General features: G+C 54.5%; 16 protein-coding genes. 7 read left to right on the top strand and 9 right to left on the bottom strand.

Features of this window, described 5'->3' with window-relative positions:
• The first annotated feature begins 56 nt into the window (after positions 1 to 56).
• Positions 57 to 515 (top strand): methylglyoxal synthase, encoded by a 459-nt coding sequence (mgsA, locus tag HX884_RS00840; protein WP_178327485.1) that lies wholly within the window; start codon positions 57 to 59, stop codon positions 513 to 515.
• Between the two features lie 83 nt (positions 516 to 598).
• Here the strand turns inward: mgsA and helD are convergent, their stop codons facing one another.
• Complete coding sequence (gene helD, locus HX884_RS00835) at positions 599 to 2,653, bottom strand: DNA helicase IV (RefSeq protein ID WP_178327484.1); 2,055 nt, start codon at positions 2,651 to 2,653, stop codon at positions 599 to 601.
• Between the two features lie 122 nt (positions 2,654 to 2,775).
• On the opposite strand from helD, the gene HX884_RS00830 reads away from it, so the two are divergent.
• Both HX884_RS00830 and yccS read left to right on the top strand, forming a co-directional pair.
• Positions 2,776 to 3,222, top strand: a complete 447-nt coding sequence (locus tag HX884_RS00830) for a YccF domain-containing protein (protein ID WP_178327483.1) — start codon at positions 2,776 to 2,778, stop codon at positions 3,220 to 3,222.
• A gap of 19 nt (positions 3,223 to 3,241) precedes the next feature.
• Complete coding sequence (gene yccS / locus HX884_RS00825) at positions 3,242 to 5,404, top strand: YccS family putative transporter (protein ID WP_014831317.1); 2,163 nt, start codon at positions 3,242 to 3,244, stop codon at positions 5,402 to 5,404.
• On the opposite strand, the gene HX884_RS00820 is transcribed toward yccS, so the two are convergent.
• Positions 5,361 to 5,987 (bottom strand): TfoX/Sxy family DNA transformation protein, encoded by a 627-nt coding sequence (locus HX884_RS00820; protein ID WP_178327482.1) that lies wholly within the window; start codon positions 5,985 to 5,987, stop codon positions 5,361 to 5,363. The genes yccS and HX884_RS00820 overlap by 44 nt on opposite strands.
• A gap of 217 nt (positions 5,988 to 6,204) precedes the next feature.
• Between HX884_RS00820 and sulA the strand changes: the two genes are divergently transcribed.
• Positions 6,205 to 6,714 (top strand): SOS-induced cell division inhibitor SulA, encoded by a 510-nt coding sequence (gene sulA, locus HX884_RS00815; RefSeq protein ID WP_013097256.1) that lies wholly within the window; start codon positions 6,205 to 6,207, stop codon positions 6,712 to 6,714.
• A 354-nt stretch (positions 6,715 to 7,068) separates the two neighbouring features.
• Positions 7,069 to 8,124 carry a porin OmpA gene (gene ompA, locus HX884_RS00810; protein ID WP_178327481.1) on the top strand — a complete coding sequence of 352 codons (1,056 nt, stop codon included), beginning with the start codon at positions 7,069 to 7,071 and terminating at the stop codon, positions 8,122 to 8,124.
• Positions 8,125 to 8,187: 63 nt separating this feature from the next.
• Here ompA and matP read toward each other — a convergent pair whose 3' ends face one another.
• Entirely contained in the window at positions 8,188 to 8,640 is a 453-nt protein-coding gene (matP, locus tag HX884_RS00805) for a macrodomain Ter protein MatP (RefSeq protein ID WP_013097258.1), read from the bottom strand.
• Positions 8,641 to 8,826: 186 nt separating this feature from the next.
• Here matP and HX884_RS00800 point away from each other — a divergent pair, with 186 nt between their 5' ends.
• Positions 8,827 to 10,587, top strand: coding sequence for a Lon protease family protein (locus HX884_RS00800; RefSeq protein WP_178327480.1), 1,761 nt, complete (start codon positions 8,827 to 8,829; stop codon positions 10,585 to 10,587).
• Positions 10,588 to 10,655: 68 nt separating this feature from the next.
• Complete coding sequence (fabA, locus tag HX884_RS00795) at positions 10,656 to 11,174, top strand: bifunctional 3-hydroxydecanoyl-ACP dehydratase/trans-2-decenoyl-ACP isomerase (protein ID WP_013097260.1); 519 nt, start codon at positions 10,656 to 10,658, stop codon at positions 11,172 to 11,174.
• A 72-nt stretch (positions 11,175 to 11,246) separates the two neighbouring features.
• Here the strand turns inward: fabA and rmf are convergent, their stop codons facing one another.
• The 6 genes from rmf to rlmKL form a co-directional block, all read right to left on the bottom strand.
• The gene (rmf, locus tag HX884_RS00790; RefSeq protein ID WP_013097261.1) at positions 11,247 to 11,414 is read right to left on the bottom strand and encodes a ribosome modulation factor; all 168 of its coding nucleotides are present in this window, start codon (positions 11,412 to 11,414) and stop codon (positions 11,247 to 11,249) included.
• Between the two features lie 255 nt (positions 11,415 to 11,669).
• A complete protein-coding gene (gene pqiC, locus HX884_RS00785; protein WP_013097262.1) occupies positions 11,670 to 12,236 on the bottom strand; it encodes a membrane integrity-associated transporter subunit PqiC in 567 nt (188 codons plus the stop codon).
• The gene (gene pqiB, locus HX884_RS00780) at positions 12,233 to 13,873 is read right to left on the bottom strand and encodes an intermembrane transport protein PqiB (protein ID WP_013097263.1); all 1,641 of its coding nucleotides are present in this window, start codon (positions 13,871 to 13,873) and stop codon (positions 12,233 to 12,235) included. The genes pqiC and pqiB overlap by 4 nt, the downstream gene beginning before the upstream one ends.
• A gap of 4 nt (positions 13,874 to 13,877) precedes the next feature.
• Positions 13,878 to 15,131 (bottom strand): membrane integrity-associated transporter subunit PqiA, encoded by a 1,254-nt coding sequence (pqiA, locus tag HX884_RS00775; RefSeq protein WP_028027912.1) that lies wholly within the window; start codon positions 15,129 to 15,131, stop codon positions 13,878 to 13,880.
• Positions 15,132 to 15,144: 13 nt separating this feature from the next.
• On the bottom strand, positions 15,145 to 17,052 hold the full coding sequence (locus tag HX884_RS00770) for an ABC transporter ATP-binding protein (RefSeq protein WP_029883226.1): 1,908 nt from the start codon (positions 17,050 to 17,052) through the stop codon (positions 15,145 to 15,147).
• A 12-nt stretch (positions 17,053 to 17,064) separates the two neighbouring features.
• A complete protein-coding gene (gene rlmKL, locus HX884_RS00765) occupies positions 17,065 to 19,173 on the bottom strand; it encodes a bifunctional 23S rRNA (guanine(2069)-N(7))-methyltransferase RlmK/23S rRNA (guanine(2445)-N(2))-methyltransferase RlmL (RefSeq protein WP_178327479.1) in 2,109 nt (702 codons plus the stop codon).
• Between the last annotated feature and the right edge of the window lie 85 nt (positions 19,174 to 19,258).

The following is a 19,258-nucleotide window of genomic DNA, read 5'->3' as shown; positions in this document are numbered from 1 at the left end:
TGCAGCATCAGGCGGTTCCCGTCATCGTGTAGCCAGTTAACCTGATGGATATGATTATGGAACTGACAACACGCACATTACCGGCACGCAAGCACATTGCGCTGGTTGCGCACGATCACTGTAAACAAATGCTGCTTAACTGGGTTCGTCGCCATCAGTCCTTGCTGGAAAAGCACGCCCTCTCGGCGACGGGCACCACCGGTAACCTTATCCACCGCGAAACGGGTCTGGAAGTGAACGCCATGCTGAGCGGCCCGATGGGTGGCGATCAGCAGGTGGGCGCACAGATTTCTGAGGGGAAAATTGATGTTCTGATCTTCTTCTGGGACCCGCTGAATGCGGTTCCGCATGACCCGGACGTGAAAGCGCTGCTGCGTCTTGCCACCGTCTGGGATATTCCGGTGGCGACAAACCTGTCGACGGCGGATTTCATCATTGAATCACCGCAGTTCAACTCGCCGGTTGAAATTCTCATCCCGGATTATCAGCGTTATCTTTCCGAGAGACTGAAGTAGCGTTATGCCCGGCGGCGCTACGCTTGCACGGGCCAACGAGTTTTGTCGGCCGGGTCAGGCGAAGCCACCACCCGGCAATCCCGCTACGGCTTGCGCGCCACCGGCACATCAATACTCTTCAGAATATCGACAAATACTGACGGCTCCTCTCTATTGAACAGCAGCCACACGCGATGACGCGCGCGGGTGATCGCCACGTACAGCAAACGCCGCTCTTCGGCATCCGGGAAATCCTCCGGTACCGGCAGTAATGCTTCTTCCATCACCGACTCACGGGCAGGGGCCGGGAACCCATCGCTCCCCTCTTTCAGCCCGACCACAATGACGTAATCGGCCTGCTGGCCTTTGCTTGCGTGGATGGTCATAAAATCAAGCAGCAGCTTCGGCCAGCGAGTCGCCGCCTTTTCCAGCACCGCAGGTTTTAGATGGTGATAACGCGCCAGCACCAGAATACGTTCATCTGGCTTTGCGTAGCCGCTGAGTTTGTCCAGCAGCGGCTCAAGCTGGTCTTCCGCCAGCAGGGTTACGGCTTTTTTATCTCCCGCCCTCAGGCTATTAAGCGGCTTGGCCAGCTGATGGGGGTTCTGCTGAATAAAGCGGTTCGCAATTTCGCCAATTCGGGAGTTAAAGCGGTAGGTAGTATCCAGATCGCTGCGATCGCCTTCGCCAAAATAGTGATGGAACGCGGTGGTCAGTGAAAGCTGCGCGCCGCTAAAGCGGTAGATGGCCTGCCAGTCATCCCCTACTGCAAACAGAGAGGTATGTTTATTTTGCGCCCGTAACGCCGAAAGCAGCGCGGCACGCTGCGGAGAGATATCCTGGAACTCATCAACCAGAATGTGTTTCCACGGGCTGACAAAGCGCCCCTTCTCCAGAATGATGATGGCCTGATGGATCAGGCCTGAGAAGTCGACGGCGTTTTCCTCCTTCAGCGCCGTTTTCCAGGCTTTCAGCAGCGGTGCCATCAGTTTGACCCGCTTTGAAAAAAGCGCGCGGATGTCCTCCGGCGCACTCTCAATCATCTCGGCTTGGGTTCCGCCGTGCATACGCATCAGGCTCACCCAGCGGTCGAGACGCGAGCCAAGCCGACGCGCCAGCTTTTCATCCTGCCAGAAACTACCTTCCGGCACGTCCCAGTTGAGCTCGTCTTCCAGCCACTGTCGCCACCCTTTCGCCTGCGCTTTTTTCTCGCTACACTGCTGCCGCCACGCCTTAATAAACAGGGCCTGACGCGCCTGGGTGTCGTTTTCCAGTTTACTGATGGAAGGGACTTTTTTGCTGCCCTGCTGAATGATGTGCAGCGCAAGGGCATGGAAGGTTCGGGCGGTAATATCCCGGGTGTGCAAACGCTCCTGAATGCGTTCGTCCATCTCCTGCGCCGCCTTGCGACCAAACGCCAGCAGCAGGATCTGATCGGCGACGGCCTCGCCCGTTGTCAGCAACCACCCCGCCCGCGCGACCAGTACGGACGTTTTACCGCTCCCGGCCCCCGCGAGCACCAGCAGCGATTGTTCGCCGTTAACCACGGCGCGAGCCTGGGCAGGATTCAGCGGCGACGACTCCACCGTACTGAAGAAATCGGCATAGCGGGTGAGCATTTCGTCTGTCCACGCCTGGTTATGCGCCAGCCGGCTCTTGTCTGCGTCGCTCAGCCAGGCCTGACACTGTCGCCAGGCGTCACGGCAATTATCAAACTCATTGAGACGCGTCACCGGTAACGGCAGCGCCCTCAGCGCCTGCCTGATTTTTTGCTGCAGACCGGTGGTCTGCTGACGGGTCAGCCATGTTTGTTGGGCATTACTCTGCGCGATATCACTCAGCAACTGCTGCAGGACCTGTGCGGCTATCACGCTCATATCGTGACTCCACTGCTGCCAGAGCTGGTTCAGATGATGATGAAAACGCTGGGTTTCGCCCCACTCCGTACCGTGAAGACGTACGACTTTATCTGCAGGGAGCACAAACTCCAGTTCGCCCCATACCAGCCCGCGTTTGCAGTGGATGGCCAGGAGTTGATTGAACGGAATGAGGTATTCGTGGCGTTCACCGGAGACCTTTACTCCCGCGTTGAGGAGGACAACCTTGTCGTAAGGGTGTTGCGCCAGGCGTTTGCCCATTGAAGTTGCTTTCAGTTCCATATCCAGCCGGATCCACGAAGAGATAATTGCCTGATAGTTTAACTGCCAGTTTTAAGGTGCTCCAGCCTAAAAAAACGTTACAATCATTGGGCGTTAATTTTATCGAAAGGAAGTGAGGGTTTATGCGTACCGTTCTGAATGTGTTGAATTTTGTGCTGGGCGGTTTTGCCACCACCCTTTCCTGGCTTTTTGCCACCCTGGTGAGCATCGTCCTGATTTTTACGCTTCCCCTGACCCGCTCCTGCTGGGAAATCACCAAACTATCCTTTATCCCTTACGGGAATGAAGCGGTTCACGTTGACGAACTGAACCCGGAGAAAAAAAGCGCGCTGATGAACACGGGCGGAACCGTGCTGAACATTCTGTGGTTGATTTTCTTCGGCTGGTGGCTGTGCGTAATGCATATTTTTGCTGGTATTGCGCAGTGCATCACAATCATTGGTATTCCGGTGGGGATCACGAACTTTAAGATCGCCGCCATCGCTCTGTGGCCTGTCGGGCGCAGGGTAGTTCCGGTCGAAGTGGCCCAGGCGGCGCGTGAAGCGAATGCACGTCGTCGTTTTCAGTGATTAAGGACTGGCCGCGTCTATGCTAAGCCCACTGCTTCGCCGTTACACCTGGAACAGCTCCTGGCTCTATAACGTCAGGATTTTTATCGCACTTTGCGGCACGGTTGCGCTGCCGTGGTGGCTGAACGATGTCAAGCTCACCATTCCGCTCACGCTGGGGGTGGTTGCGGGGGCGCTGGCGGATCTCGACGATCGCCTTGCCGGGCGTCTGCGCAACCTGGTCATCACCCTTGTCTGCTTTTTTATTGCCTCCGCGTCCGTGGAGTTGCTGTTCCCGTGGCCGTGGCTGTTTGCTCTAGGCCTTACGCTTTCCACCAGCGGGTTTATTTTGCTGGGTGGGCTGGGGCAGCGCTATGCCACCATCGCGTTTGGCGCCCTGCTGATTGCCATCTACACCATGCTGGGGGTGTCGCTTTACGACCAATGGTATCAGCAGCCTGTACTGCTGTTGCTGGGGGCCATCTGGTATAACCTGCTGACGTTAACCGGCCATCTGATCTTCCCGGTTCGCCCTCTGCAGGATAACCTTGCTCGCAGTTACGAGCAGTTGGCCCACTACCTTGAGCTCAAATCCCGGCTGTTTGACCCGGATATCGAAGAGGAGAGCCAGGCTCCGCTCTACGATCTGGCTCTGGCGAACGGCCAGCTTGTCGCCACGCTTAACCAGACAAAAGCGTCGCTGCTTACCCGGCTTCGCGGCGACCGTGGCCAGCGAGGGACGCGCAGAACGCTGCACTATTACTTTGCCGCTCAGGATATTCATGAACGCGCCAGCTCGTCTCATGTTCAGTATGCGGCCCTGCGCGAGAAGTTTCGCTACAGCGACGTTATGTTCCGCTTCCAGCGTCTGCTTTCCATGCAGTCCCAGGCGTGCCAGCAGCTGGCGCGCTCCATTCTGCTGCGCACGCCTTATCAACACGATCCACGCTTTGAACGCGTGTTCAGCCATCTTGATGCGGCAATTGACCGCGTGCGAGCCAGCGGAACGTCGCCGGAGCATATTAAAGCGTTGGGATTTTTGCTCAATAACCTGCGGGCGATTGATGCTCAGCTGGCAACGATTGAGTCTGAACAGGCCATGGCGCTGCCGGGCAATGAGGCGGACAGTCAGCTCGCGGATGACAGCGTGCACAGTTTTAGCGATATGTGGCTCCGGTTAAGCCGAAACTTTACGCCGGAATCTGCCCTGTTTCGCCATGCGGTACGCATGTCGCTGGTGCTGTGCGTGGGTTACGCCTTTATCCAGATAACCGGTTTACATCACGGGTACTGGATCCTGCTGACCAGCCTGTTCGTCTGCCAGCCGAACTATAACGCCACCCGACACCGCCTGGCGCTGCGTATTATCGGCACGCTGGTGGGGGTCGCAATCGGGCTACCGGTGCTCTATTTTGTGCCCTCGGTGGAAGGCCAGCTGATCCTGATCGTGATCACCGGGGTGCTGTTCTTCGCCTTTCGTAATGTGCAGTACGCCCACGCGACGATGTTCATCACTCTGCTGGTGCTACTCTGCTTTAATCTACTGGGCGAAGGGTTTGAAGTTGCCCTGCCCCGCGTGATCGATACGCTGCTCGGCTGTGCTATCGCCTGGGCGGCAGTGAGTTTTATCTGGCCCGACTGGCGTTTTCGTAATTTGCCGCGCGTCCTGGACAGGGCGATGAATGCCAACTGCCGCTATCTGGATGCCATTCTTGAACAGTACCACCAGGGACGCGATAACCGTCTGGCTTACCGCATTGCCCGACGTGATGCGCATAACAGCGATGCTGAACTGGCTTCCGTAGTCTCTAATATGTCAACGGAGCCGCGCGCCACGGCAGAAATTCGTGAAACGGCTTTCCGCCTGCTGTGCCTGAACCATACCTTCACCAGCTATATCTCAACGCTCGGTGCCCACCGCGAAAAACTGACAAACCCGGGCATCCTTGCCTTGCTGGATGATGCTGTCTGCTATGTCGATGATGCGCTACATCACCGCCCAGCCGATCAACCGCGTGTCCAGCAGGCGCTGGATGAACTGGCTCAACGGATTGCGCATCTTGACCCAGGAAACGACAGCAAAGCGCCGCTGGTTCTCCAGCAGATTGGTCTGCTTATCGCTCTGCTGCCAGAAATTTGCCGACTGCAACAGCAAATCGCTACCTGGAGGAGCGATTCTCCTGTGGCTCAGGCAGCGCATTAAACCACTCCGTCAGCTCCCGGCGAATTTCCGCCGGGAGTGCCGCTTCATGCAGGCCCTCAATCGCCCCTTCCAGGGCAAACAGTACTTTGATACTGAGTGCTTTATTTTTTGCCCGCAGCTTTAGCCAGCTCGTTCTGGCTCCCAGCGACCGGAGGGTATCTTCGTTGGTAATCCCGGCTTCACAGAGCAGGACTTCCAGCTGAAAAGTCAGGTTGGGCAGATCCTTTAGCCGGTTTCGCTGGTAGCGCTGGATGCGCTCTTTACCCGCGGCATTAAGCGCGTAAGAGGAAAGCTGAAGCAGCCGCTCCCTGTCCTGCCAGAGACCGTCATCCACACGATAATAGTTGAGAAGGATCGGCCGGCCGCGTTTCATTAAGGTCAAAAAGGAGGATCCGTTTTTTACACAGTACTTCGCACTTTCCTCACAGGCGCGAAGGTAAAGCTCACCGTCTGACACCATGGCAAACACCGCCTCATCGACGGCCAGGGTATAGCCACCAAAAAGCGCACGATGATGAATTTCTCCTAATGGAGAGAGGTATTCCTGGGATTTATAAATCCGTTCATAAGATATCTTTTTCATGATATTTCCATTAAAAATCAGATATTAACGACGACATTTCTTACTAACGGATCCGTTAACAGGAAAATAGGCAACTTATTGCCGATGAGCAAGATGATTTTTTCAGGTTCGCCAGGAATGAATGAATTTTGCGAGTCGCTTTCCGAAATTGAGGTTGATCTTTATGCATACAGGGGTTACTGTATATTCATACAGTAACTACAGGGCTGGAATGATTATGTACACTTCAGGCTATGCAAATCGCTCAACATCTTTCTCTTCTACCGCTGGCGATGTCGCACAGAACGCCGTCGGGCGTGTTTCGACAGGGCTTATCAGTGAAGTGGTTTATCGTGAAGACCAGCCCCTGTTGACCCAACTTCTGTTACTGCCGCTCTTGCAGCAGCTTGGTCAGCAATCGCGCTGGCAGCTCTGGCTGACGCCGCAGCAGAAACTGAGCCGGGAATGGGTTCAGTCTGCAGGCCTGCCGCTGACTAAGGTCATGCAAATTAACCAACTCTCTCCTTGCGATACGGTTGAGTCGATGATCCGGGCATTACGTACAGGGAATTACAGCGTGGTGATTGGATGGTTATCAGACGAATTGACGGAGCAGGAACATTTTCGCCTCACCGAAGCGGCAGAAGAAGGCAATGCGATCGGCTTTATCATGCGCCCGGTTCGCCAGGATTCTTACCGCAGAGGACAACTTTCTGGGCTAAAAATTCACTCAAATTTGTATCACTGAGCAAATTTAAGAGTTTTCCTGGAATTTTTTTCGACCTTAAGATGCGCTTTTAGTTCCATCGTCCAAAACGGCGGCAAGGCTTGTCTGGTGCGGTTCTTCTTAATTTTATTGCACAAATTTCGTTCAGAAATTATTAAATAATCGGTATACGGAACTTTTTTTTTCATATGCCTGACGGACTTCACACTTGTAAGTTTTCAGCTACGTTGTAGACTTTACATCGCCAGGGGTGCTCGGCCTAAGCCGAAGATATCGGTAGATTTATATTTGACCACGCCCCCCGGTGAAGGATTTAACCGTGATTCTCGATTGAGATTTTCATGGCGAATTTTGGATGATAACGAGGCGCAAAAAATGAAAAAGACAGCTATCGCGATTGCAGTGGCACTGGCTGGCTTCGCTACCGTAGCGCAGGCCGCTCCGAAAGATAATACCTGGTATGCAGGTGGTAAACTGGGCTGGTCTCAGTTCCACGACACCGGCTGGTACAACAGCAGCCTGAACAATGATGGCCCGACTCACGAGAGCCAGCTTGGTGCAGGTGCGTTCGGTGGCTATCAGGTTAACCCGTATGTTGGCTTTGAAATGGGTTACGACTGGTTAGGTCGTATGCCTTACAAAGGCAACGAAACCAATGGCGCTTTCAAAGCTCAGGGCGTTCAGTTGACTGCTAAACTGGGTTACCCAGTAACTGACGATCTGGACGTGTACACCCGTCTGGGCGGCATGGTTTGGCGCGCTGACTCCAGCAACAGCAACGCTGGCGACGACCATGACACTGGTGTTTCCCCAGTATTCGCTGGTGGCGTTGAGTGGGCTATGACCCGTGACATCGCTACCCGTCTGGAATACCAGTGGGTTAACAACATCGGTGACGGTGCTACCGTTGGTGTTCGTCCAGACAACGGCATGCTGAGCGTAGGTGTTTCCTACCGCTTCGGCCAGCAGGAAGATGCAGCACCAGTTGTTGCTCCAGCGCCGGCTCCAGCTCCAGAAGTACAGACCAAGCACTTCACTCTGAAGTCTGACGTTCTGTTCAACTTCAACAAAGCGACCCTGAAACCAGAAGGTCAGCAGGCACTGGATCAGCTGTACACCCAGCTGAGCAACCTGGATCCTAAAGACGGTTCTGTAGTGGTTCTGGGCTTCACCGACCGCATCGGTTCTGACGCTTACAACCAGAAACTGTCTGAGAAACGTGCTCAGTCTGTTGTTGATTACCTGATCTCTAAAGGTATCCCAGCTAACAAGATCTCCCCACGTGGTATGGGCGAATCTAACCCAGTTACTGGCAACACCTGTGACAACGTTAAAGCTCGCGCTGCTCTGATCGACTGCCTGGCACCAGATCGTCGCGTAGAGATCGAAGTTAAAGGCGTTAAAGACGTTGTAACTCAGCCAGCGGCTTAAGTTATCGTCTTATAAAAAAACCCCGCGATGCGGGGTTTTTTATTATCTGAAGAAACTCAAAAGTTATTTTTTACCCAGCAGCGCCTGAAGATCGTTCTTCAGCGTAGACATCTGGTTGGCGTATTTCTCTTTATGCTCGGCATCTTCAATCAACTGCACCACCGTTTCTGACAACGTTTTTCCCCGCCGTTGCGCAAGCCCTGCAAGACGCTGCCAGACCATGAATTCGAGGTCGATGGATTTTTTACGGGTGTGCTGATGCTCAGCATTAAAATGCCGTTTGCGTCGTGCGCGGATAGTTTGCTTCATCCGGTTCAACAGTGCCGGATTGATATGTTTCTCAATCCAGCCATTCACCTGTACCGGTTCATTTTCGAGGGTCAGCAAAATATCCACGGCCTCTTGTGCGGCGCTGGCTTCGATGTAGCAGGTAATCAGCTCCCCTTCTCGGTGCTTCTTGACCAGGTACTTCCATTTCCAGCCGCTTTCGAGATTTTCCAGTTGTTGATATTTCATTGCGATCTCAGTGTTACCACGTAACTCTGTTCAGAATATCAGTTTTTTAGCAATCTGCTGAAAAGAAATCATATCCTGTGAAGCATTGCAGGCGATTCGCTTCCCGAAAACCCCAATCCTGCTTGGGAAGAGCCCCCCGCTTACGGTATACTCCACGGTTTTACATCTGACTAAAAAACATCAACTTTGACCATTACGAAACTTGCATGGCGTGACCTTGTTCCGGATACCGAAAGCTATCAGGAATTGTTTGCACAGCCAGACCTCGCACAAGAACACGAATTCATACTTAGCGATACACAACCGCGTTTGCATTACGCACTGGACCAGGTGTTAAGCCCGTGGGCGACATCTCCCTTCATGCTGCTCAAAGCCCCGGAAGAAGCCGAGTATTTAACGCTTCTGGGTGATGCCATGCGCCAGTTGCAGCCGGAAGCCAATGCTATTTACGGCGGCCAGTATCGTATTTCAGGACATGATGTCTCTTTCGAACCCGCAGAACAGGCTGATGGCCGTTTTGCGGTAAAGGGCGAAGTGGTATCCGCTAACTGGGCCGAGGCCGAACAACTCTTTGGTTGCCTTCGCCAGTTCAACGGTGAGTTATCGCTGCAACCGGGCCTGGTGCATCGCGCCAATGGCGGCGTACTGATCATTTCCCTGCGTACCCTGCTCTCCCAGCCGCTGCTATGGATGCGCCTGAAAACGATTGTGAGCCAGCAACGATTTGACTGGGTGGGCTATGACGAGTCTCGTCCTCTGCCGGTCTCTGTCCCTTCCATGCCGCTGTCGTTGACCGTGGTGCTGACGGGTGACCGTGAATCGCTGGCTGATTTCCAGGAAATGGAGCCGGAGCTGGCTGCACAGGCAGTGTACAGCGAGTACGAAGACAATATTCAGATTGCTGATGCCGATGACATGGCGCAGTGGTGTCAGTGGGTGATGGCCGTTGCTGCCCGCTTTGCCCTGCCGACGCCTGCGGCTGACGCCTGGCCAGGACTTATCCGCGAAGCGGTTCGCTATACCGGTGACCAGGAGACGCTGCCGCTGTGTCCGCTCTGGATCAGCAAACAGCTGCGTGAAGTGGGTGCGATCAGTGGGAATAGCGCATTTACCGGTGAGCAACTTTCCCAGATGCTGGCCCAAAGAGAGTGGCGGGAAGGCTATCTGGCCGATCGTATGCAGGATGAAATTCTGCTGGAGCAAATTCTGGTCGAGACCGAAGGCGATCGCATCGGACAGATCAATGCCCTGTCGGTGATTGAATTTCCCGGGCATCCGCGTGCGTTTGGCGAGCCTTCACGCATCAGTTGCGTCGTCCATATTGGCGATGGCGAGTTTACCGACATCGAACGGAAAGCCGAGCTGGGTGGAAACATCCACGCCAAAGGCATGATGATCATGCAGGCGTTCCTGATGTCAGAGCTGCAGCTTGAGCAACAAATCCCCTTCTCTGCCTCGCTGACGTTTGAGCAATCCTACAGCGAAGTGGATGGGGATAGCGCCTCTATGGCCGAGCTGTGTGCCTTAATCAGCGCCCTGGCGGAAGTCCCGATCAATCAGAACATCGCCATTACCGGTTCGGTCGATCAATTTGGTCGTGCCCAGCCAGTGGGGGGCCTGAATGAAAAGATTGAGGGCTTCTTCTCTATTTGTCAGCAACGCGGGTTAAACGGCAAACAGGGTGTGATTATTCCAGCCCCCAACGCACGCCATTTAAGCCTCAGCCAGGCACTGCTGGATGCGGTAGAGCAGGGACAATTCTCCCTCTGGGCCATCGAAGGCGTCGAGGATGCACTACCCTTACTGACAAACCTGGTATGGGACGGAGAGGGACAAACGACCCTGATGCAGACCATCCAGGAGCGCATTGCTCAGGCGACCCAGCAAGATGCTCGTCATCGTTATCCGTGGCCGTTACGCTGGTTAGGTTGGTTTAGTTCAAACTGATCGGACTTGTTCAGCGTACACGTGTTAGCTATCCTGCGTCCTTCACTAAAATAAGGCTTACTGAGAACATGGTAGATAAACGCGAATCCTATACAAAAGAAGATCTTCTTGCCTCTGGTCGCGGTGAACTGTTTGGCGCGAAAGGCCCACAGTTACCGGCCCCGAACATGCTGATGATGGACCGTGTCGTGAAAATGACCGAAACCGGCGGCAACTTCGATAAGGGTTACGTAGAAGCAGAACTCGATATCAATCCGGACCTGTGGTTCTTCGGTTGCCACTTTATTGGCGATCCGGTAATGCCTGGCTGCCTGGGCCTGGATGCGATGTGGCAGCTGGTTGGCTTCTACCTGGGCTGGCTGGGCGGCGAAGGTAAAGGCCGTGCGCTGGGTGTGGGTGAAGTGAAATTCACGGGTCAGGTTCTGCCATCTGCGAAGAAAGTGACCTATCGTATTCACTTCAAACGCATTGTTAACCGCCGCCTGATTATGGGCCTGGCGGATGGCGAAGTGCTGGTAGATGGCCGTCTGATCTATACCGCGAACGACCTGAAAGTGGGCCTGTTCCAGGATACATCTGCTTTCTAAACGCTGCTTTACGCGGCTTCAGAAAGGCGAAACCTCCGCATTGCGGAGGTTTCTGTTTTTAAAGAGACGTTATCAGGCTATGAGTGCCCTGTCGCCGATGGCTTCTCGCCAGCCTCCCAGCCATTGTGACCTTTGATTAATCGTCTGATAAGGACACATTTCTTTAGATCGTCCAGCGATGCCGGCCTGATAACCACGTTGATGAGCCCGTTCCAGGCGATCTCGTTTCTGTCTCTTCATGCCTCGTTTCCCTCATTCTTTTGTCTGGTGGAAAGAAAACAGTGACTGCACAATGCGTGCAGGCACAGATAACGAATACCCCGAATTAGTCGTAGCGTCAACGTTCAAAATTCATACGGATGTCATATTTGTGAGCTAGCCAGAAGATCATTTGTACAAAAATTGTGACCCGGGACAAGTAACGGTCTGACGTAAAACTGAAAAAAAACCGCAATCAGTGGCAGACCGATTGCGGTTTTTGATGATGAATTTTACTTATGGCAGCCGGGAGATTTCTCTCGCGATGTTGGCCGATTCCTGTGCCCACCCTTGGGCAAGCACTTTCACCATTTCATCATAGCCATCTTTTTGCTGCTTGAGCTCCAGATGAAACGGACGCTTAATCAGCTGTCCCTGATGGTTAAGCAGCCATTCTCCGCTGATGACAACGGCACCGTCATAACGACCATGGAAGCCCGTTACCGTCACGTTCAGCGTGTCCTGGTCGCTTCCAAGAGGCTGGGAGGCGACAACCCAGCCCGGAAGCTGGCTGCTGAGATTCGCCACCAGCGTATTGCGCAACTGTTGATCCAGCGGGCTGGCCCACAGGTTATTATTCGCAATCACATACTGCACATCGCTGGTCTGGTAAACCACCCCGTTGCCGGCCAGATAATCTGGCACAGCCACTTGCTCAACCCACAGCAGACGGTTGCCCTGCGAGGCGGTGCTCTGCGTACCCACCTGCGCCATCAGCGGCAGCTGATAGTAGCTTTTCGTTTCACTCCCTGAGCTACAGGCCGTGAGCACCATCGCACCTACAATCGCTAGCCATTTTTTCATTGTTTCGCCCTCTTCGGCTCAGGATCCTTTTTATCTTTTGCTTCAAACACCAGCGCGTTGCTCTTCTCATTGAGCGTTTTCAGTACGGGCTGCAGTTCACGCAAGACCTGATCAAGACGCTGCATATCTGCCACCATCTTGTTGTAGGCCGCCGAACCAGGCTGGAAGCCCTGCATGCTACGGTTCAGTTCACGCAGCGTTTTCTGCATATCCTGCGGCAACTGCTGCATGCTCTGGCTTGCCGTGAGCTTATTGATGTTATCCAGCGTGGTTTGCAGACGCTGCATCGTCTCCTGGCTCTGATGCAACGAGCCTGTCGCCGCTTCAATCATCGGATTCAGTGGCAGATTGTTGATCTTATCCAGTGTTTCCATCAGACGCTGCTGGATTTGAGCCAGACCGCTGCTCACCGTTGGAATGATCTTGTAGCCGCCAAATTCACGGATACCGGTAATCGGCGGAGCTTTTGGATAGAAATCCATATCCACATACAGCGCACCAGTCACCAGGTTGCCAGTCTTCAGCGAGCCGCGCAGGCCACGGTTCATTAAATCGGTAATATGCGCGCCGATATCCTGATTCTCGCCAATCTGGTTAACCAGACGCTCTGGCTCAATGCGGATCAGCACCGGAATACGATAGTCATCATCAAGTACTTGCTGAAGTCCCGGCACAAAGAACGGCACCTGTCCGACCGTACCCAGACGAATACCGCGGAACTCAACGGGCGCACCCGGCTGCAGGCCGCGGACGGAATCTTTAAAGAACATCAGGTAATCAATATGATCGGTATAGAGCGCGTCCTGAATGCTTCTTTGATCGTCAAAGAGCCTGAAGGCCGTTTTCTCGGCCACCGGCTGCCCCAGATCCAGCCCTTCCGGCACGTCAAAGCTGACGCCGCCGCCAAACAGGGTGGTCAGCGACCCCATTTCAACGCGCATACCTGCTGAGGTGAGATCGACCGCGATCCCGCTGTCTTTCCAGAAGCGTACGTTGCTGGTCACCAGACGATCGTTTGGCGCATTGATGAACAGCTGATAGCTGATGGTCCTTTTTTGCGGATCAAAGGTGCTGGTCTCGACCGAGCCAACACGATAGCCGCGGAACAACACCGGGTCGCCAGGTGAGAGCTGGCCCGCTTTTTTACTGTCGAGAATCACGCGGATCCCTTTTGCATCAGGCGGGGCTAGCGGTGGAGAGTCTAAAAGCTGATACTGGGCTGGCTGCGCCCCTTTTGCCCCCGGCTGTAGCTCAATATACGCGCCCGAGAGCAGCGTGCCTAAACCACTGATCCCTTCCCGTCCGACCTGCGGTTTAACCACCCAAAAAACGGAGTCACCGTGAAGCAGCTTTTCCATCCCGGCATTTAACCGCGCTTTAATTTCTACATGCGTTAAATCATCCGTCAGGGTGGCGCTTTCAACCACCCCTACATCCACGCTGCGGCTTTTGATGGTCGTTTTACCGCCCTCAATCCCCTCGGCATTGGTGGTGATGAGCGTCACTTCCGGTCCCTGATGGCTGTAATGATAAAACAGGATCCATGCACCGATCAGCGCCGTCACGATGGGAAAAATCCACACCGGTGACCAGTTTTTGACCTTCTGCACTTTCGCCTCTCCACTCTTATTTTCCATGCTCTTACTCTTCCTCATGGCTTGATTCAGGCTCACGATCCCACGATAAACGAGGATCGAAGGTCATGGCCGCAAACATGGTCATAATCACGACCAGCGCAAACATTAAAGCCCCCATCGCAGGATAAATACTCATCAAACCGCCCATCCGCACCAGTGCAGAGAGAACGGCAATGACAAACACGTCAATCATTGACCAGCGTCCAACAAACTCGACAACTTCATAAATGAGGTGCATGCGTTCGCTATCGCGTTTGCCGTGCCCTTTCGCATCCCAGCAGAGCCAGGCAATCGCGATCATTTTTAAGGTAGGCACCATAATACTGGCGATAAAAATCACCCCAGCCACCGGATAAGATCCCTCGCCCCACAGCAATATCACCCCGGCGAGGATCGTCGAGGGCATTTTGTCACCGAGCAAATCGGTGATCATGATCGGCAGAATATTCGCGGGAAGATACAGCATCACAGAGGTCACCAGCAGCGCCATGGTCCACTGCAGGCTATTTTTGCGTCGCACATGGCCTTTGGTTTCACAGCGTGGGCAGACGTCCAGATCCGCGGGCAGCACGGCAGTACAGCAGGAGCAAGAGCGCAGTCCCTGGCGGATCCCCGGCACGCCAACCTTCACCGTCTGGGCAAGTGTGGGAGCCGGAGCGATATCATCCCATGCCCAACGCCGGTCAACGCACTGGAATGCGCGCAGCTGCAGCACACAATAGAGACACCACGGGATAAAGCTGCTGCCAATCCCCACGTCACCGTAGGCCATCAGCTTTACGAAGCTGACCAGAATACCCGCCAGAAAAATCTCGGCCATCCCCCAGCTTTTAAGCTGAAACAGGACTCGCGCCAGTTTGATTTTCAGGGCTGCGGGCATTTTTACGCGGTTGACCAGCAAAAGGATGACAACCAGACAAAAAGCCGGAACGATCTGCACAAACAGAAGGAAGAAGGTGCCGAGGCTGGCGTAATCTTCCGAGAACATCACCCCCGGAATTTCAAGCAGATCAACCTGGCTTGTCATCCCTCCCACCTTCATATAGATGAAGGGGAAGAGATTAGAGAGCAGCAACATGAACAACGCGGCCAGCGCATACGCCGTGGGACGCTGTCTTGGCGCGTCCCATTCGGTTGTCAACGTTGTGCCGCAACGCGGGCACAGGGCCTTATGTCCGTGACCAAGCTCTGGCAACGCCACGAGCATATCGCATTGCGAGCATAATATATGCCTGTCGGCATGGTGCTGGTCACACATATGTTATCCCTGTTTATGCGCCGTTTTTCAGAGACTCAAGGTACTCCCAGCGCTCAAATGCTTCTTCCAGAGCTTTTTCAGCTGCGGACAATTCGGCCAGGACTTTTTGAGTATAGTCGTGCGATTGGGTGAAGAAGGATGCATCGGCAACCTGCGCTTGCAGCGCCTCCAGCGCGGCCTCCAGCTCCTCAAGACGCTGAGGCAAACCCTCCAGTTCGCGCTGCAGGTTATAGCTTAGTTTAGCCGAGGTTTTCTTGACAGTTTCTGCTTTTGTTACAACAGGTTCAGTCGTTGTTTTAGACTTCGCCTGTTTTTGCGCCAGCGACTGTGCCTGCTGCCCTTTCGCGTCGTGGTAGCCACCCACATATTGACCAATCCGCCCTTCGCCTTCGAAGATCCAGCATTCGGTCACGGTGTTGTCAACGAACTGACGGTCGTGGCTCACCAGCATCACGGTGCCCTGATAACCATCGATCAGCTCTTCCAGCAGTTCGAGCGTTTCGACATCGAGGTCGTTGGTTGGTTCATCGAGAATCAACAGGTTGCTTGGTTTCAGGAATAACCGCGCCAGCAGAAGACGGTTTCGCTCACCGCCAGACAGCGCACGCACTGGGGTCATCGCCCGTTTAGGGTGGAACAGGAAGTCCTGGAGATAGCCCAGCACATGGCGCGGCTTACCGTTTACCATGACCTCTTGCTTACCTTCAGCAAGGTTATCCATCACCGTTCTGTCCGGATCCAGCTCCGCGCGGTGCTGGTCAAAATAGGCCACTTCCAGTTTGGTACCGCAGTGAATTCGGCCGCTATCCGCCTGCAACTGGCCCAGCATCAGCTTCAGCAGCGTGGTTTTACCACAGCCATTTGGGCCAATCAGGGCGATTTTATCCCCGCGCTGGACCTGGGCGGAGAAGTCTTTCACCAGCACTTTCCCGTCAACCTGATAGTTAACGTTTTCCATCTCGAAGACGATCTTGCCGGAACGGGAGGCCTCTTCTACCTGCATTTTGGCGCTGCCCATCACTTCGCGACGTTCGCTGCGTTCACGACGCATCGCTTTCAGGGCACGAACGCGGCCTTCGTTGCGGGTACGGCGGGCTTTGATACCCTGACGGATCCACACCTCTTCCTGTGCCAGTTTGCGGTCGAATTCGGCGTTTTGCAGCTCTTCCACGCGCAGGTTTTCTTCTTTTTCCAGCAGATAAGTATCGTAATCGCCGGGATAGGTGACCAGCTTGCCACGATCGAGATCGACAATGCGCGTCGCCATATTGCGAATGAAGGAACGGTCGTGGGAGATGAAGATAATGGTACCGCTGAAAGTTTTCAGGAACCCTTCAAGCCAGTCGATCGCTTCAATGTCCAGGTGGTTGGTTGGTTCATCCAGCAGCAGCACCTTCGGCCCGCTGACCAGCGCGCGGCCCAGTGCCGCCTTACGCAACCAGCCGCCAGATAGCGCAGACAGCTGCATATCCGGCTCCAGGCCCAGCTGAGCCAGCACCTCGTTAATACGGTTCTCCAGCTGCCACAGGCCGTGATGATCGAGCATCTCCTGGACTTTCGCCAGTTCGTTAAGATTTTTGTCGCTCGGGTCGGTCATCACCAGATGAGAAATCTCGTGATAGCGCTTCAGGTATTCAGCCTGCTCCGAAATCCCTTCCGCTACGAAATCGTACACGCTGCCGGTGACATGACGCGGCGGATCCTGCTGCAGGCGGGAGACAATCAGATCCTGCTCGTAGACAATACGCCCGTCATCCAGACCCTGCTCGCGGTTGAGGATTTTCATCAGCGTGGATTTACCCGCGCCGTTACGGCCCACCAGACAGACGCGTTCGTTGTCTTCGATGTGCAGTTCAGCATTGTCGAGAAGCGGTGAGTCGCTGAAGGAGAGCCACGCACCGTGCATACTTATTAAAGACATTTATTTTTCCTTTCAGGCCGCGGTGATAAGCCAGCAGTTATGGATCTGACGATTACGGGCAAAGTCGTGAGACAGCGTTTTTTGGCTGATTTCTTGTGCTTTCAGTCCCAGAGCGGCCAGGCCGTCGTGATCCATGCGGAAACCGCGTTTGTTATTCGAGAACATAATCGTGCCGCCTTTACGCAGGAGGCGCTTCAGGTCGGTCATCAGGCGCAGGTGATCGCGTTGTACATCAAAGCTATCCTCCATACGCTTGGAGTTGGAGAACGTTGGCGGATCGATGAAGATCAGATCGAACTGTTCATCGGTGTCACGCAGCCAGCCCAGGACATCGGCCTGCATCAGACGATGCTGGCGTCCGGTCAGGCCATTGAGACGCAGGTTGCGCTCCGCCCACTCCAGATAGGTGCGCGACATATCCACCGTAGTGGTGCTGCGCGCGCCGCCCAGGCCCGCATGCACGCTGGCGCTACCGGTGTAGGAAAACAGGTTAAGGAAGTCCTTACCTTTGCTCATCTGGCCCAGCATACGACGGGCAATGCGGTGGTCGAGGAACAGCCCGGTATCGAGGTAATCCGTCAGGTTAACCCACAGGCGAGCGTTGTATTCACCCACTTCAATAAAGTCGCCCTTCTCACCCATCTTCTGATACTGGTTTTTCCCTTTCTGACGCTCGCGGGTTTTCAGCACCAGTTTGTTTGGCGCGATGCCAAGCACGGCAATCGTCGCTGCGATCACGTCCAGCATGCGCTGGCGCGCTTTTTGCGCATCAATGGTTTTTGGTGGAGCATATTCCTGAATCACCACCCAGTCTGCATAGCGGTCAACCACCACGTTGTACTCCGGCAGATCGGCGTCATACAGGCGATAGCATTCAATGCCTTCCTGTTTGGCCCATTTTTCAAATTTCTTCAGGTTCTTGCGCAGACGGTTAGCGTAATCTTCCGCCACGCCCGACGGTTTGCTGTCCGCCGCTTTCTCCGCCAGATGGTAGTTTTTCTGCACACAGTCCAGCGGGCCATTCTTCGCCTTAAACTGGCGATCGGCGCGCAGCTGCAGACAGCTCAGCAGTTCTGGTGAAGCGCTAAACAGGGAAAGATTCCAGCCGCCAAAGTAGTCTTTCATATTGCGGCCCAGCAGGCTGTGCAGAGCAATCAGCGCCGGTTCGCTATCCAGACGCTCGCCGTATGGCGGGTTGCTAATAACAGTACCGTAGGGGCCTTTCGGCAGCGGGTTGGTCAGGTTCGCGACATCTTTCACGTCAAAGGTCACCAGCTCACCGATACCTGCGCGACGGGCATTGCTGCGCGCACGTTCAATGACGCGCGGGTCGCTGTCAGATCCATAGAAATGGGATGTGTACTCCGCCAGGCCTTTACGCGCACGGGCCTGCGCTTCGGCTTTGACCTCTTTCCAGAGTGTTTCATCGTGCTGCGCCCAGCCGCTAAAGCCCCAGTGGCCGCGATGCAGGCCGGGAGCGCGGTCGGTGGCCAGCATCGCGGCTTCAATCAGCAGCGTACCGGAACCACACATTGGGTCGAGCAGCGGCGTGCCCGGCAGCCAGCCGGAGCGCATCACGATGGCGGCGGCCAGCGTTTCTTTGATGGGCGCCATACCGGTGCGATCGCGGTAGCCACGCAGATGCAGACCTGCCCCGCTCAGATCCAGAGAGATGCTGGCGGTATCGCCATTGAGCCAGACGTTGATGCGCAGATCCGGGTTTTCACGATCGACGTTTGGTCGTTCTTTGTTTTTACGGGTAAAGCAGTCCACGATGGCATCTTTCACACGCAGCGCGCCGTACTGGCTGTTGCGGATCTCATCGTTTACACCGTTAAAATGCACCGCGAAGGTCGCGTCTGGCGTGAAGATCTCTGTCCAGTCGATCATCTGTACGCCGGTATAGAGATCAAGATCGCTGTAGACCTTGCACTCTTTCATCGGCAGCATGATGCGCGACGCCAGGCGGCTCCACATCAGGCTCTGGTAAATAAGCCGTGTGTCGCCCTCAAAATGGACACCACCCTGAACCACCTGGCACTCTTGCGCGCCCAGGGCTTCCAGTTCAGTTTTTAACAGCTCTTCCAGCCCACGGGCCGTACTGGCAAACAGAGAATTCATATCGTCACTTTTACTATAAGAAAATTGTCGCGCATTATAGCTAATATGACGTGTATGTCATAAAGTTGAAGGCTTATTTTCATTC

It is taken from the genome of Enterobacter sp. SECR19-1250 (assembly GCF_013391025.1).
In the GTDB taxonomy this organism is placed as follows: Bacteria; Pseudomonadota; Gammaproteobacteria; order Enterobacterales; family Enterobacteriaceae; genus Enterobacter; species Enterobacter cloacae.
This window is presented reverse-complemented; position numbering and strand designations above follow the sequence as displayed.